The 12,888-nt window shown below is 72.6% G+C and carries 14 protein-coding genes; 4 read left to right on the top strand and 10 right to left on the bottom strand.

What is annotated here, in order from left to right; genetic code table 11:
* Nucleotides 1–26: 26 nt before the first annotated feature.
* Together GUY61_RS25370 and GUY61_RS25365 are read right to left on the bottom strand one after the other, a co-directional pair.
* Nucleotides 27–569: a DapH/DapD/GlmU-related protein gene (locus GUY61_RS25370; protein ID WP_166632563.1), complete on the bottom strand. Its 543-nt coding sequence runs from the start codon at nucleotides 567–569 to the stop codon at nucleotides 27–29.
* A gap of 81 nt (nucleotides 570–650) precedes the next feature.
* Nucleotides 651–1,634, bottom strand: coding sequence for a LysR family transcriptional regulator (locus GUY61_RS25365; RefSeq protein WP_166632562.1), 984 nt, complete (start codon nucleotides 1,632–1,634; stop codon nucleotides 651–653).
* Nucleotides 1,635–1,907: 273 nt separating this feature from the next.
* Between GUY61_RS25365 and GUY61_RS25360 the strand changes: the two genes are divergently transcribed.
* On the top strand, nucleotides 1,908–2,435 hold the full coding sequence (locus GUY61_RS25360; RefSeq protein ID WP_166632561.1) for a hypothetical protein: 528 nt from the start codon (nucleotides 1,908–1,910) through the stop codon (nucleotides 2,433–2,435).
* A gap of 61 nt (nucleotides 2,436–2,496) precedes the next feature.
* On the opposite strand, the gene GUY61_RS25355 is transcribed toward GUY61_RS25360, so the two are convergent.
* From GUY61_RS25355 to GUY61_RS25345, 3 genes are all read right to left on the bottom strand, one after another.
* Nucleotides 2,497–3,006: a flavodoxin domain-containing protein gene (locus GUY61_RS25355; protein WP_166632560.1), complete on the bottom strand. Its 510-nt coding sequence runs from the start codon at nucleotides 3,004–3,006 to the stop codon at nucleotides 2,497–2,499.
* Nucleotides 3,007–3,108: 102 nt separating this feature from the next.
* A complete protein-coding gene (locus GUY61_RS25350; protein WP_166632559.1) occupies nucleotides 3,109–3,522 on the bottom strand; it encodes an Hsp20/alpha crystallin family protein in 414 nt (137 codons plus the stop codon).
* Nucleotides 3,523–3,638: 116 nt separating this feature from the next.
* On the bottom strand, nucleotides 3,639–4,226 hold the full coding sequence (locus GUY61_RS25345) for a hypothetical protein (RefSeq protein ID WP_166632558.1): 588 nt from the start codon (nucleotides 4,224–4,226) through the stop codon (nucleotides 3,639–3,641).
* A 206-nt stretch (nucleotides 4,227–4,432) separates the two neighbouring features.
* Here GUY61_RS25345 and GUY61_RS25340 point away from each other — a divergent pair, with 206 nt between their 5' ends.
* The 3 genes from GUY61_RS25340 to GUY61_RS25330 all read left to right on the top strand — a co-directional run bounded on the left by GUY61_RS25340 (nucleotide 4,433) and on the right by GUY61_RS25330 (nucleotide 6,381).
* Entirely contained in the window at nucleotides 4,433–5,425 is a 993-nt protein-coding gene (locus GUY61_RS25340; protein ID WP_166632557.1) for an Acg family FMN-binding oxidoreductase, read from the top strand.
* A 100-nt stretch (nucleotides 5,426–5,525) separates the two neighbouring features.
* Nucleotides 5,526–5,846 carry a hypothetical protein gene (locus tag GUY61_RS25335; RefSeq protein WP_166632556.1) on the top strand — a complete coding sequence of 107 codons (321 nt, stop codon included), beginning with the start codon at nucleotides 5,526–5,528 and terminating at the stop codon, nucleotides 5,844–5,846.
* Nucleotides 5,836–6,381, top strand: a complete 546-nt coding sequence (locus tag GUY61_RS25330) for a universal stress protein (RefSeq protein ID WP_166632555.1) — start codon at nucleotides 5,836–5,838, stop codon at nucleotides 6,379–6,381. The genes GUY61_RS25335 and GUY61_RS25330 overlap by 11 nt, the downstream gene beginning before the upstream one ends.
* A 45-nt stretch (nucleotides 6,382–6,426) precedes the next feature.
* Here GUY61_RS25330 and GUY61_RS25325 read toward each other — a convergent pair whose 3' ends face one another.
* The 5 genes from GUY61_RS25325 to GUY61_RS25305 are packed head-to-tail and all read right to left on the bottom strand — an operon-like array spanning nucleotide 6,427 to nucleotide 12,768.
* Nucleotides 6,427–7,086 carry a TrkA family potassium uptake protein gene (locus GUY61_RS25325; protein WP_166632554.1) on the bottom strand — a complete coding sequence of 220 codons (660 nt, stop codon included), beginning with the start codon at nucleotides 7,084–7,086 and terminating at the stop codon, nucleotides 6,427–6,429.
* The gene (locus tag GUY61_RS25320) at nucleotides 7,083–7,742 is read right to left on the bottom strand and encodes a TrkA family potassium uptake protein (protein WP_166632553.1); all 660 of its coding nucleotides are present in this window, start codon (nucleotides 7,740–7,742) and stop codon (nucleotides 7,083–7,085) included. The genes GUY61_RS25325 and GUY61_RS25320 overlap by 4 nt, the downstream gene beginning before the upstream one ends.
* On the bottom strand, nucleotides 7,739–10,663 hold the full coding sequence (locus GUY61_RS25315) for a cation-transporting P-type ATPase (RefSeq protein WP_313896846.1): 2,925 nt from the start codon (nucleotides 10,661–10,663) through the stop codon (nucleotides 7,739–7,741). The genes GUY61_RS25320 and GUY61_RS25315 overlap by 4 nt, the downstream gene beginning before the upstream one ends.
* The gene (locus GUY61_RS25310; RefSeq protein ID WP_313896845.1) at nucleotides 10,647–11,318 is read right to left on the bottom strand and encodes a V-type ATP synthase subunit D; all 672 of its coding nucleotides are present in this window, start codon (nucleotides 11,316–11,318) and stop codon (nucleotides 10,647–10,649) included. Before GUY61_RS25310 ends, GUY61_RS25315 begins: the two co-directional genes overlap by 17 nt.
* A gap of 4 nt (nucleotides 11,319–11,322) precedes the next feature.
* Entirely contained in the window at nucleotides 11,323–12,768 is a 1,446-nt protein-coding gene (locus GUY61_RS25305) for a V-type ATP synthase subunit B (RefSeq protein ID WP_166632552.1), read from the bottom strand.
* Between the last annotated feature and the right edge of the window lie 120 nt (nucleotides 12,769–12,888).

Below are 12,888 nucleotides of genomic sequence, written 5' to 3'. Positions count from 1 at the left end.
GGCGGGCGGGCTGCCCGTCGATGTCGTCACCACCGGCGGTGCACGGTTGCCTTGCTGCCTGTCACCAGGGTTGCCGGCGGAACGTCATCGGCCACGACCGCGCCGGCGGCGACCACGGCGTCACGGCCGATGCTCACGCCGGGAAGGATCGTGGCACCCGCGCCGATCCACACGTTCTCCGCCACATCGATGGGCGCGCCGCTCAGCCACCCCCGTCGCTCCTCAGGATCGACCGGGTGACCGACGGTGATGAACGTGGCCTTCGGCCCGACCATCACGCGCTCGCCGAGCCGGATGCCGGCGTAGTCCAGGAACGTGCAGTTCTGGTTGATGAACACGCGCTCCGCGAGGTCCAGGTGAAGGCCGTGGTCCGTGTAGAAGGGCGGATAGATCGTGACTCTCGTCGACAGCGGCCTGCCGAGGATCTGTTCGAACAGTTCCGCCTTGCCCGCTTCGTCCTCGAAGGGCAGGACGTTCAGGCGCGAGGTGAGCTCGGTGACCCGCAGGACCCTCTCGGCCATGGCCTGGAACTCGGCGCTGTGAATACGCATGAGACGGTCGCCGGACATGCCACGATCCTTTCTGGTGTACCGGTGACTGGACAGGACTCACCAGGCGCTGGTGGAGGCTGCTGTCAGCAGCCGGTCGAGTCACCCTCGTCGGAGTTGGGACCTGCGAGCACCTGCGATGTCGCTGTCGCCGCGCCGTGGCGTCGCCCAGGACGGGAGCCAGACCGTCTCAGGGAGCCTTGGCAGGCTTCCGAGGTGGGTGATGATTCCGCGGAGTCCTGGATGTGGGTTCGTTCTGGGGAGGATGAGAGAGAGTGGGTATACGAGGGTGGGATTCGCGACAGGGATGCGGCGCAGGTCGTAGTTCGTCGGCCAGATGTACCGGTCGCGCGCCCCAACGAGGGTGGCCACGTCCGCGGAGCCCGCGAGGGTGTCCAGGAGTACTTCGTCTCCGAAGTGCGGGCCTGCCGCGTCGATGCGTAGGTCGAATTCGGTGGCGAGCTGATCGTAGAACTCTGCCCATTCGCTTCGGGGCGCGATACCCGGCACCCATATCCGGTGCTTACGCAGCTGCGGTGGGGTCAGTCTTCGCGCGGAGGCGAGCGGATGTCTCGGGCCGACGAGAAGTTCCAGCGGAGAATCGAAGGCGTGAATCATTTGCACGTCGGGCGGCAGTGTGTCCGGGGCTGTGACGGTACGGAACGAGGCGTCGATATCGCCTGCTTCGACGGCGGCGACCGCCAGGCGTGGGTCGTCGACCCGGAGGGTGACCACGTCGAGGTTGGTCTCGGGATGCGACCGCCAATAGTCGTGCAGAACGACGGCCTGCGCGCTTCGCAGGCCGAGAACGTCGATCCGAAGGGCCCGGGAGCCCGGCCTGACCGCGGTGATGGCGCGCTCGACACCCGCGACGATGCTCCGCGCGTGGGGGAGAAAAGCCTGACCATCGAGCGTCAGCTCAACTCCTCGGGCCGTACGTGTGAACAGACGGACTTCCAGCTCGCGCTCCAGGGCGGCGATCCGCTTGGAGACTGCCTGCTGCGTCACACCCAGCTCACCGGCCGCATGCCGCAACTGTCCGAGCTCGGCCGCCCGGACGAACGATCGCAGTGCCTCGGTGTCCACTGGTTCACCTTAGGCGTGCACAACTGATGGTTGTGGCTCGCCCAGGATCGGTTGTTCGATCACGCCGCCCTCGCTGGCAGCCGCCCCGCGGGCCGGCACGGCGTCATGGCCGCTTCGCATCCAGTGGGACAGCGTGCCCCGGCACATTTCCGCGGTCTCGGACACATGGTGAAGGGGACCGGCGTTTCCACCGTCCGGCCACTGCCCGGCAACCCGCCGGGGCTACGCTCGCCGTCGACGACCAGACGGTTCGGGCGCGGTGAAGGAGTGCCAGTGGCGCGGCTGACACGGCAGCAGGAGCTGGACGTGCACGTGGACTTCTATGGCCGGACGCTCCAGGAGCTGCATGACACCTTCGTGCCGGTGCCCTACCCGGACGGGCACGTCGGTGGGCGCTTCGTGTCCGAGTACCCGGGCCGGATCGACGTCGAGAGCGCCGGCCATACGCACACGGCCGCGCTGAGGGTGGAGGTGTGGGACGGGGAGCCTCCCGCGGAAGCCCCCGGCAGCTGGGACGAGCAGGGCGATGTCCGTATCCGCAGTGAGTCGGGGCAACTGATCGTCTGGGGAGTGGCCGGCGGCCCGATGCCCGAGACGGTCCGCCTGTCGGACACCGGCGGAACCCGGCGCGCCCGGATCCGGTGCACGGGCCGGGAGGAAGTACGCCGTCTGGCACAGCAGGGCGTAGCGCACGGTGTCGAGCGGTACTTGGCGCAGCTCTGGCCGGACAGCGAGTCAACGACGGCGGAGTCCGGTGGAGTCCGGGTCCGGAGCGGAGGTCCCGCCGCGACCGGGCCGTAGCCGTGGGCCGCAGGCTCCGGGCTGGGCGGGGCCGGGTGCGCAGGGCCGCGCAGGGGTCAGGTCACACGCTGGCCTCCGCCAGGTCGAAGGCGATGTCCTGGGCCCAGGCATCGATCTCGGCCCAGTCCCGGAAGTCGCCGTAGCGGCCGCCCATCAGGCGGTAGACCACCCGCCCGATCAGCGGGATGTGTTCCCGGCGCAGGGCGCCGGCCAGCAGGCGGTGGGCGCGCGGGCCGGTCAGGCGGCGGAGTTCCGGCATCGACTTCGGCTCCGCGGCATGGCGTTCGAACCAGCCCCCGACCACGCGGGCGAGGCCGACGCTGTAGAACCACACGGGCCGGCCCGCCAGGGTCCTCGCGTGGGCGCGGACGAAGGCCGTGGCCCCGGGCAGCCAGTCGGCGTCGTGAACGGCGCTGCCCAGCACGTACGCGTCGTAGCCCTCGGGGTCCGTCCGCGGGTCCAGCGGCCGTACGTCGGCGTCGAACCCGAACTCGCGCAGTCCGGCGGCGAGCCTCTCAGCGATGCCCTTGGTGGCTCCGTGCAGGCTCCCGTAACCGATCAGTACCCTCATGTCGCACCTCGCGCGGGCGTGGGTCCGGTCAGGGGAATGGGGGTTCGCGCGCCCGGCTCCCCGTCGGGCGCGCGAACCCCGTGCGGCTGCGGCGTGCAGTCCTCAGCCGTGCCGCACCTCGATGGTCCTGCTTTCCTTCGTCGCCTCGGAAACCGGGACCGTGACGGTGAGAACACCGTCCTTGTAGCTTGCCGCCGCCTCCTCGCCGCGGGCTCCGGCGGGCAGCCGGACCGAGCGGGTGAAGGTGCCGTAGTGGAACTCGGTTCGGTGCTTCCCGGTGCTCTGCGTGCTTCGCTCCGCCTTGAGCGTCAGCATGTCGTCGCTGATGCTGATCTCCACGTCCTTGGCGGGATCGACACCGGGGAGTTCCGCGCGCAGGGTGTACATGTCGTCGGCGAGGTTCTCCTCGATCCGGATCATGTGCGCCCCGGGACCGCCGCGCAGGCCCGGAAGACCTTCGCCGATCCAGTCGAACAGGTCAGACAGCGCCGGCCGACGCTGCATCGTTCCGGCCATGTCCGCCTCCTTCCTGTCCCCTTCATCGTCTCTCGTCCCGGCCCGGTTCCACAGGGCCGACCGGCCCCCGCGGAGGGCCGGCCGGCCACTCCCGCCCCCGCGGCCGGTCTGGGCGGTCAGCTCGTGGTGCGCCGCCACATCGGGCCGACCTGCTCCCACTCGGGCCCCCAGCTCGCCACGCTCCGGTCCTCCATCCGCCAGCGGACCATCCGCCCGACGGCCAGGACGAGCAGCGCGCTGCCGGCGCCCGCGAAGGTGCCGAGCAGCACGGTGCGCACGGCGGCGTCGAGGGGCGAGGCCGGTGCCGACGTGATCCGTTCCGTGCCGTCCGTCCAGACGGAGACCGCCGTCCCGGTCGGCGTGCCGGGATCGACGAGGGCCCTGCCGTGGTGGACCGCCCCGTCCGCGCCGGTCCAGCTCACCTCGGCCGGCACCCGCGCGTCGGTCTGGCCCGCGGGTGACACCACGACGGTGCGCGGCGCGTCGGCGGTGAGCACCGCCGACACCTCCTGGCGTTCCACGCGCTGCCGCGCCAGGGTGTCCTCGACAGTCCACGCGCAGGCGAGTCCGGTGGCCGTCCCCCCTGCGATCGCCAGCACCCAGGCGACGAGCACGACCCAGGCCTCGGCGATGTCGCTCGGTCGGCGGAGCGCGTTGTGCCGCCACCGCCAGAACGGGATCCTCGCATCCCTGGTCCGCCACATCTTCCGTACGCCTCCTCCGTGCACCCGCGCCGTCACTGATCGGAAGGTGCCATCCGGCGGGCAGGGGCGGGGAGGGGCCCGTCGGGGCATCCGCAGATACGTTCGGCCCCCATTCCGGGACCAATGGCCCCTGCTCGGCGCGGTCCACACCGGCGACGCTGGGGCAACACACTCATTCGACCCGGCACCTGTGCGGAGGGGTTCCCATGCAGACCCTCACCCTCGACGCTCGGACGCTGGAGACCCTGGTCTCCGCGGCCGTCGCCGCGCCTTCCATCCACAACACACAGCCCTGGCGCTTCCGTCTCGATCCGGACGCGGTGGCGCTGGAGGTGCGCGCGGCCCCCGAGCGCAGCCTGCGGTTCAGCGATCCCGCGGGACGGGCACTGCACATGTCCGTCGGGGCGTCGCTGTGCAATCTGCGGGTGGCGATCGCCCACTTCGGCTGGTGGCCCAGGACGCGGCTGCTGCCGCGCCCGGACGATCCCCGGCTGCTGGCGACCGTACGGCTGGAGGACGGTACGCCGGCCGAGGCGCCGCAGCCGCCGGACCTGTACGAGGCGATCTGGCGCCGGCACAGCAGCCGGTTCCCCTTCTCCGGCCGCCCGGTCTCCCCCGCCGTGCTGGAAGAGCTCGCCGAGACAGCCCGTGTGGAGGGGGCGCTGCTGGACTTCGCCACCCCCGAGGAGGCGCGGCGGCTGCTGCGGATCACGACGGAGGGCGAGCGGCGCAATGTCCACGACCCCGTGCGCAGGGACGAGAGCCGGCTGTGGGTGCAGACACCGGCGCGCGAGGACCGGGACATCGGGATGCCGAAGGCGGCACTGGGGCCCCAGGACGCCTGGGAGCGGATCCCCATGCGGGACTTCACCGCCGCCGCGCACAGCGAGCGGCTGCCGGCCGCGCCCTTCGAGCGGTCGCCGCTGCTCGCCGTGCTGGCCACGCCGCACGACCGCAGGGCGGACTGGCTGCGGGCGGGACAGGCGCTCCAGCACGTACTGCTGGTCGCCACCTCGTTCGGCCTGCGGGCCTCGCTTCTGCACCAGGCGATGGAGTGGCCGGACCTGCGGCGGGAGGTGAGCCGGCCGGATGCGGGCCTGCACCACCCGCAGATCCTGCTGAGGCTGGGCTACGGGCCCGAGGGACCGAGCTCCCCGCGGCGGGACCCGGAGGCGGTCATGGACAAGCTGCCCTTCTGACCCCCGGAGCGCCTCGCCGGCACGCGGCACGGTGACAGTGGCGGGAGAGCAGCGCGGAGCCGCCGCGGCGCTCTCTCCGGGTACAGGAAGGCGGGATTCCATGTACGCGTCCGGGATGCAGGCACCGACGGGACCGGAACCGGGACCCGCCGTGCCCGCCCGGGGTCCCGCCATCCACGACGACACGGCCGGCATCGCGCCGGCAGGGTTCCTCGCGGGCGCGGGCTGCCGCTCCCGGCGCGAGCCGCTGCATTCCTTCTACGGGCCGTCCCGGCAGCACATCTCCGGGCCGTCCCAGGAGCTGCCCTTCATTTCCGGGCCGTCCCGGAATCCCGCCGACGAGCCCCAGACCCTCGAGAAGATCCGGCAGCCGCGCAGGCCGCCCGGTGGAAAGGGCCGGGTGGTCACCGGTGGAACGTGAACGACCCGCTCCGCGTGTGCTGATCGTCGGCGTCGACGGCTCCGCCTCGTCGCTGGCCGCGCTGCGCTGGTCAGCGGAGCGGGCCGGCCCGCTCGGCACCCACGTGCTGGCGGTGCACGCCTGGACGCCCGCGGCGGCCCTGTACGCGCCGTACGCTCCCTCCCCCGCCGGGCTCACGGCGGAGGAGGAACGGCGGCGCGCCGCGGTGATGCTGCGGGACAGCGTCGCCCGGCTCCGGGAGACGGTCCCGGGCGTCCGGGTCCGCGCCGTACTGGAGCAGGGCCCGCCGGTGCCGGTGCTGCTCCGGTACGCGCGCCGGGCCGTGCTGCTCGCGCTGGGCCGCGGCGGGACCGGGGCCGACGGGTCGCCCCTGCTCGGACCGGTGGCCAGGGACTGCCTGCGGCTCGCCCCGTGCCCCGTCGTCACGGTGCCGGAGCCGCGGCCGTGGCCGGTCGCACGGCCGGAGGCCGGCGCCGCGACGACCCCGGCACCGGCACCCGCACCCGCACCCGCACCCGCACCCTCGCCGCGCTGACCCCGAACCGTCCGGCCCACTGTCCGGCGGCGCCGGGCCGGGGGCCTATTGGAAGACGGCGTGCACCTCGCTCTCCGACGCCGCGTGGGAGACCAGCAGTACCTCGTCGCCCGCCGCGAAACGGAAGGCCGGCACCGGGGCCACGGGGCTGCCGTCGCGGATGACCGCCGCCACGACCGTGCCCTCGGGCACGGCGAGGTCGCCGATGGTCCGGCCGACCGCCCTGGACCGCGCACTGATCGTGGTCTCGATGACATTGACCCCCGCCTTGCTGAGCCTCAGCAGGGCGACCGTGTCGGTGGCGCTGACCGCCTCCTCGATGAGGGAGATCAGCGGCGCGGCGGCGGGCACGGCCGCGTCGACGCCCCAGCGCTCGTCGAACAGCCACGCGTTGTCGTCGTCGTTGATCCGGGCGACGACCCGCTCCACCGCGAACTGCCGCTTGGCGAGCAGGCAGATCACGAGGTTGTCCTCGTCCTCCCCCGTGGTGGCGATGACGATGTCCGCGGTGAGCGCACCGGCCGTCTCCAGGACGGAGGGTTCGCACGCGTCGCCCTCCTCCAGCCGCGCCGGGATCTTCCGTTCCGCGAGTTCCCGCAGCCGCTCGTCGTCACGGTCGACGAGTGTGACGTCGTTGCGGGCGGTCCCAAGGACCTGGGCGATCTGGCTGCCGAGCCTCCCGGCACCGGCGATGAGGACCTTCATGTGCCCAGCTCCTTGTCCAGAAAGCCGCTCAGCCGGGTCAGGGACTCGGCGGCCACGGCGAAGGTCACGAGGTCGTCGGCCTCGGCGGGGGTGCTGTGGGCGGGCAGGAAGGACCTGCCGCCCCGGGTGACCTCGACCAGCCGGATCTCGCCCTCCACCTCCAGATCGCCGAGCGGCCGTCCGGTGAGGTAGCCGGGCAGCTGGGAGCGGACCAGCAGCGTCTCGCCGTTGCCGAAGTCGAGTTCGGGTGTCAGATGGCGGTGCAGCAGCATCTGGTGGAACTGGTGCACACTCCACCGGACGCTGGAGATGGTGGGGATGCCGAGGTCGCGGTAGATGTCGGCGCGTCTCGGGTCGTAGATCCGGGCGAGGACGATCGGCACCCGGTAGGTCTCCTTGGCGGTCCGCGCGCTCACGATGTTGGTGTTGTCGCCCGAGGTGACGGCGACGAACGCGTCGGCGTGCTCGATGCCCGCTTCCTCCAGGACCCTCCGGCTGTAGCCGTTGCCGTGCACGACGAGGCCGGGGAATCCGGCCGGCAGCAGCCGTGCGGACCTGGGGTTGCGGTCGATGATCCGCGCGTCGTGCCCTTCGGCCGTCAGCCGGACGGCCAGCGCCGAGCCGACCCTGCCGCAGCCCACCACGATCACTCTCACGGTGCCTCCTCCTTGTCATGTGCGGCCGCGTGCGGCCGGCTGCGGCGCAGCACCCACTTCCTGGTCTCCTCGGCGGCCAGGAGCAGCAGGCCGAAGCTGGCCATCACCAGCCAGTCGAGGGCCGTGAGCGGGGCGGTGTTGAAGACGGCCTGGAGCGGCGGCGCGTAGCTGATCGCCGCCATCAGGGCGAGTCCGAACAGGCCGGCCAGCAGCAGCCGGGGGTTGCTGAACAGCCCCACCTTGAAGACGCTCTCCCGGTCGGTGCGCACGGCCAGCGAGTTGAAGAACTGGCTGACCACGATCGTCGCCTGGGTCAGGGTGACCGCCTTCTGGTACGCCGGTTCGTCGGCGGTGAAGTCGGACAACGGGATCCCCGAGGAGTGGATGGTCCAGAAGAACAGGAAGCAGACACCGATGGACTGCACCCCGCCGAGGAACAAGATCCGGCCCACCAGAGAGAGGGAGAAGAGGCGTTCGCGCCGGGAGCGGGGCGGGCGGTCCATGGTGTCCGGCTCGGGCGGCTCCGCGCCCAGGGCGAGGGACGGCAGGACGTCCGAGCCGAGGTCGATCGCCAGGATCTGCAGGGCGCTGATGGGGACCAGCGGGAACCCGGCGAACGCGGCGCCCACGATCGGGGCCAGCTCCGCGACGTTGGAGCTGAAGAGGTAGACGAGGAACCTGCGGATGTTGCGGTAGACGGAGCGGCCCAGCTCGACGGCGGCGGCGATGGAAGCGAACGAGTCGTCGAGCAGCACCATCGCCGAGGCCTCGCGGGCGACGTCGGTGCCGCCCTCCCCCATGGCGATGCCGATGTCGGCGTGCTTGAGCGCCGGCGCGTCGTTGGCACCGTCGCCGGTGACCGCCACCACCTGCCCCTGTCGCCGGAAGGCCGCGACGATACGCATCTTGTGCTCGGGGCTGACCCGGCACAGCAGCAGCTCGCCGGGGGTGGCGACGAGGCCGTCGAGCCTGGCGTCGTCCATGGCGTCGAGGGCGCTGCCGGTGACGATGGTGGGCGACGGGTGGGTGACGATGCCGACCCTGCGGGCGATCGCCTCCGCCGTCAGCGGGTGGTCGCCGGTGACCATCGCGATCCGGATCCCCGCGCGCCGGCAGGCGCGTACCGCTTCCGACACCTCCAGCCGGGGCGGGTCGAGCATGCCGACGAGGCCCAGGAACACCAGCCCGGACTCGGCCTCCTCCATGGCGCGGGGCGGTTCGTCGCAGGCGCGCCGCGCCACGCCCAGGACGCGCAGGCCCTGGGCCGCCATGGCGTCGCCCGCGCTGACGACCCAGGCGCGCAGCTCCGGGGTCAGGGGGACCGCTGCGCCGTCCCGGTCGAGGGTGGTGCAGCGGGTGAGCAGTTCCTGGTAGGCGCCCTTGGTGCAGATCTGAAGCCCGTCCGGCGTGCGGTGGACGGTGCTCATGAGCTTGCGCACCGGGTCGAAGGGAAACTCCGCGACGCGCGGGGACGCCTTCTCCTCCGCCTCCGTGTCGATACCGGCCTTCCCGGCGGCGACGAGGATGGCCCCCTCCGTGGTGTCGCCGAGCACCCGCCGGCCGAGCTTGCCGGTCGGCGGCAGCAGCCGGGCGTCGGAGCAGAGCGCGGCGCAGCGGAGCATCTCGCGCACGGGTCCGGGGTCCGTCACCTCGCCCTCGGGGCCGTACCCGATGCCGGAGACGGCGTGGCCTGCGCCGGTTTCCGGGACGGCGGAGGCCGGGACGCCGATGGCCGGGACGGCGGTGGCCGGGACGTCGATGGCCCGGACGCCGGAGACCTCGGGGCCGGTGCCGGGGGTGGCACGCCACAGTTCGGTGACGGTCATCTCCGCCTGGGTGAGGGTGCCGGTCTTGTCGGTGCAGATGACGGTCGTGGAGCCGAGCGCCTCCACCGCGAGGAGCCGTTTCACCAGGGCCTGCCTGCGTGCCATGCGCCGTACGCCGATGGCGAGGGAGACCGAGAGGGTCGCGGGCAGTCCTTCGGGGACGAGGGCGACGATCACGCCGAGTCCGAACACGACGGTCGGGACGAACGGTTCCCCGGACTGGAGCCGCAGTCCCATGACGAGGAGTCCGACGGCGAGGGCGAGCAGTGCCACCCGGCGTGCCATGGAGGCGACCTGGATCTGAAGCGGTGTCCGCTGCTGGGGCGCTTCCTCGGTGAGCCGGAAGATCCGGCCGAACTCGGTGGCGGCGCCGGTGCCGAGGACGACCGCCTTGCCGGAGCCGTTGACGACGGTGGTGCCCATGAAGACGTGGTTGCGGGCCTCCAGCACGACGGTGGCGGTGCTGGGGTCGGCGTTCCGGCCGACCGCGGTGCTCTCCCCGGTGAGCGGCGCGTTGTTGACGGACAGGGCGTGCGCCTCCACGAGGCGGCAGTCGGCGGAGACCGCGTCCCCGGCCTCCAGCACGACGAGGTCCCCGGGGACGAGTTCGCTCGCGGGGACCTCCGTACGGGCGCCGTCGCGCAGCACCCTGCTGGTGTGCGGGACCATCGCCTGGAGGGTCTGTGCGGTGCGCTCGGCGGAGTACTCCTGCACGAAGCCGATCACGGCGTTGAGCAGGACGACGCACAGGATCGCGATGGTGAGCTGGAGATAACCGGTTTCGCGTGGGTCGGAGAGCAGCCAGGCGCTGAAGGTGAAGACCGAGGCGACGATCAGGACGACCGCGAACAGGTCGGTGAACTGGGCGAGGAATTTGCGCCATACGCCGTGCCGGCGCGGTTGCGGCAGCTCGTTGGGGCCGTAGCGCAGGCGCCGTTCCCCGGCGTCCGCGGCGGTCAGGCCACGGGGCGAGGTGCCCAGCGCGGCATACACCTCGTCCTTGGTCAGCGCCTGAAAGGGCCGGCCTCCCGGCGCCGCGGGCCCCGGCCGCGGTACGGCGTCGGGTGCCGGCGTCTGTTCACGCGCCGTGGTCACGGGCGCCTCCTTGTCCTTGTCCTTGTCCTTGCCCTTGCCCTCGTCCTTCGGTGCCCAGCGCGGCCCAGCGCCGGCGGACGGCGTCCTCGTGCTCGCTCTGTTCGAGTGCGAGGTCGGCACGGGCCAGGGCCTGTTCGAGGCGCGGGATCCAGTGGCGCTGCAGGGCGCGCACCCGCCGCCGGGTGCTCAGGATCTCGGCGCCGACGGCCCGGGCCGCGGCGCGTGCCGCGGCGTGTGCCGCGGCCGCGCGCAGCGCCTCGGCGCAGGCGGTCTCGGCGTTGACCAGGGCGGTGTTGTCCGGGGGCCGCGCGTCGGCGCCCCGCGGGGGGACGGTGCATCCGGCGGCGGCGGGGTGGCGTACGCCCATGGTGGAGGTCCAGGTGAACTCCACGGTGGCCGGTTCCCGGTCGCCGAGGGTGTCCAGGGCCTCCTCGCCACCGAGGAGCAGTCCGCGCAGCATCCAGGTCTCGGCCTCGCTCATGGTGCGCCGCCAGCGTTCGCCCGCGGAACGTTCGACGCGCAGCAGCTCCTCGTGACGGGTACGCAGGATCCGCAGTTTCCGGTCGAGGAGGTCCGCGCCGCGCAGTGCCACGTCGAGACTGTGGCGCAGCCGCATGCGGCCGGCCCGGCCGGGTGGGACGCGGGGGTCGGCCACGGGGTCACGCCCCTTCCCCTGCGCGTTCGGGCGCGCCGTGTTCCTGGGCGCCGTCTCCGGGAACGCTCCGTTCCCCGGCGCCGTGGGCGTCGAGGAGTGCGGCGGGCAGCATGGCGAGCTGGCTGCGCGGGAGAGTGAGGAGCACCTGCCAGGCGCGTTCCAGGGTCTGGTCGAGGGTGCGGTGCTCGTCGTGGCGCTGGTTGACGAAGCGCCGGGTGAAGTCCTCGTCGAAATCGAGGTAGCGGCGGTCGGTGGCGCTGAGCGCGCCGTGGCCGACCAGGTCGGCGAGTTCCCTGACCTGCCGGGCCCTGGCGAGTCCGGCCAGCAGCTGGGCGGCGACGTCGAGATGGTCGTCGCGGGTGCGGCCGGGCCCCGCGCCCTTGCGCATCAGGCGCGACAGTGACGACAGCGGGTCGACGGGCGGGTAGACGCCCTTGGCGTGTGCCTCGCGGGAGAGCACGATCTGCCCTTCGGTGATGTAGCCGGTGAGGTCCGGCACGGGGTGGGTGATGTCGCCCGCCGGCATGGTGAGCAGCGGGAGCACGGTGACGGAGCCGGGGCGGCCCCTGATGCGTCCGCAGCGCTCGTACAGTGAGGCGAGATCGCTGTAGAGGTAGCCGGGGTAGGCGCGCCGCGCGGGAATCTCGCCGCGCGCCGCGGACACCTCGCGCAGCGCCTCGGCGTAGCTGGTCATGTCGGTCATGACGACGAGGACGTGGCGGCCTCCGGTGAAGGCCAGTTCCTCGGCGACGGTGAGCGCGATCCGCGGGGTGAGGATGCGTTCGATCACGGGATCGTCGGCGGTGTTGAGTAGCAGGACGAGTTCTCCGGCCGCCGAGCGTTCCTCCAATGCGTCCCGTACGAAGGCCGAGTCGGCGTGGGTGATCCCCATGGCGGCGAACACGACGCAGAACGCCTCTCCGCCGGCCGTGGACTGAGCGGCGATCTGGGCGGCCAGTTCGAGGTGCGGCAGTCCGGCGACGGAGAAGACGGGGAGCTTCTGTCCGCGTACGAGGGTGGTGAGCGCGTCGACGGCGCTCACGCCTGTGAGCACCGGCTCCGCCGGGGGTTCGCGGCGTACGGGGTTGATCGGATTGCCGCCGACGGGCGAGGTGGCGGCGCCGAAGACCGGCGGACCGCCGTCGAGCGGTTCGCCGCGCCCGTTGCAGACCCGGCCGAGCCAGCCGGGGCCGACGGGGACGCGCAGCGGGCCGCCGGTGAAGGCGGTGCGGACGCGCGCGGGGTCCATGCCGGAGGTGTCCTCCAGAACCTGTACGACGGCGGTGCCCCGGTCGCACTCCAGTACGAGCCCGTGGCGCCGCTCACCGGATTCCAGGGTGAACAGGACGAACTCGTCCCAGCCCACACCGTCCACGCCGTCGATGATGGCGAGCGGCCCCCGCAGTTCGCGTGCGGCGGTGTACTCCACGCGCCCCCAGACCCCGCTCATCGTGCCCCTCCCTCTTCCGCCTCTGCCGGCTCCGGGCCCGCCCGGGAACCGGAACCGGAACCGCGGTCCGCGGCTTGGTCACCGGCGGTGCCTCCGGAGCCCGGTCCCGCTTCCACGGCC

Source organism: Streptomyces sp. GC420 (assembly GCF_009916105.1).
Lineage (GTDB): Bacteria > Actinomycetota > Actinomycetes > Streptomycetales > Streptomycetaceae > Streptomyces.
Note: the sequence above shows the minus strand (reverse complement) of the source record. Positions and strands in the feature narration are given on the sequence as shown.

Bases quoted from the DNA above. Each gene is read 5' to 3' on its own strand.
- GUY61_RS25325 (WP_166632554.1), bottom strand. From the start codon at position 7,086: ATGAAGGTCCTCATCGCCGGTGCCGGGAGGCTCGGCAGCCAGATCGCC.
- GUY61_RS25340 (WP_166632557.1), top strand. From the start codon at position 4,433: ATGCAGACCCTCACCCTCGACGCTCGGACGCTGGAGACCCTGGTCTCC.
- GUY61_RS25350 (WP_166632559.1), bottom strand. From the start codon at position 3,522: ATGGCCGGAACGATGCAGCGTCGGCCGGCGCTGTCTGACCTGTTCGAC.
- GUY61_RS25370 (WP_166632563.1), bottom strand. From the start codon at position 569: ATGTCCGGCGACCGTCTCATGCGTATTCACAGCGCCGAGTTCCAGGCC.
- GUY61_RS25305 (WP_166632552.1), bottom strand. From the start codon at position 12,768: ATGAGCGGGGTCTGGGGGCGCGTGGAGTACACCGCCGCACGCGAACTG.
- GUY61_RS25355 (WP_166632560.1), bottom strand. From the start codon at position 3,006: ATGAGGGTACTGATCGGTTACGGGAGCCTGCACGGAGCCACCAAGGGC.
- GUY61_RS25335 (WP_166632556.1), top strand. From the start codon at position 5,526: ATGTACGCGTCCGGGATGCAGGCACCGACGGGACCGGAACCGGGACCC.
- GUY61_RS25345 (WP_166632558.1), bottom strand. From the start codon at position 4,226: ATGTGGCGGACCAGGGATGCGAGGATCCCGTTCTGGCGGTGGCGGCAC.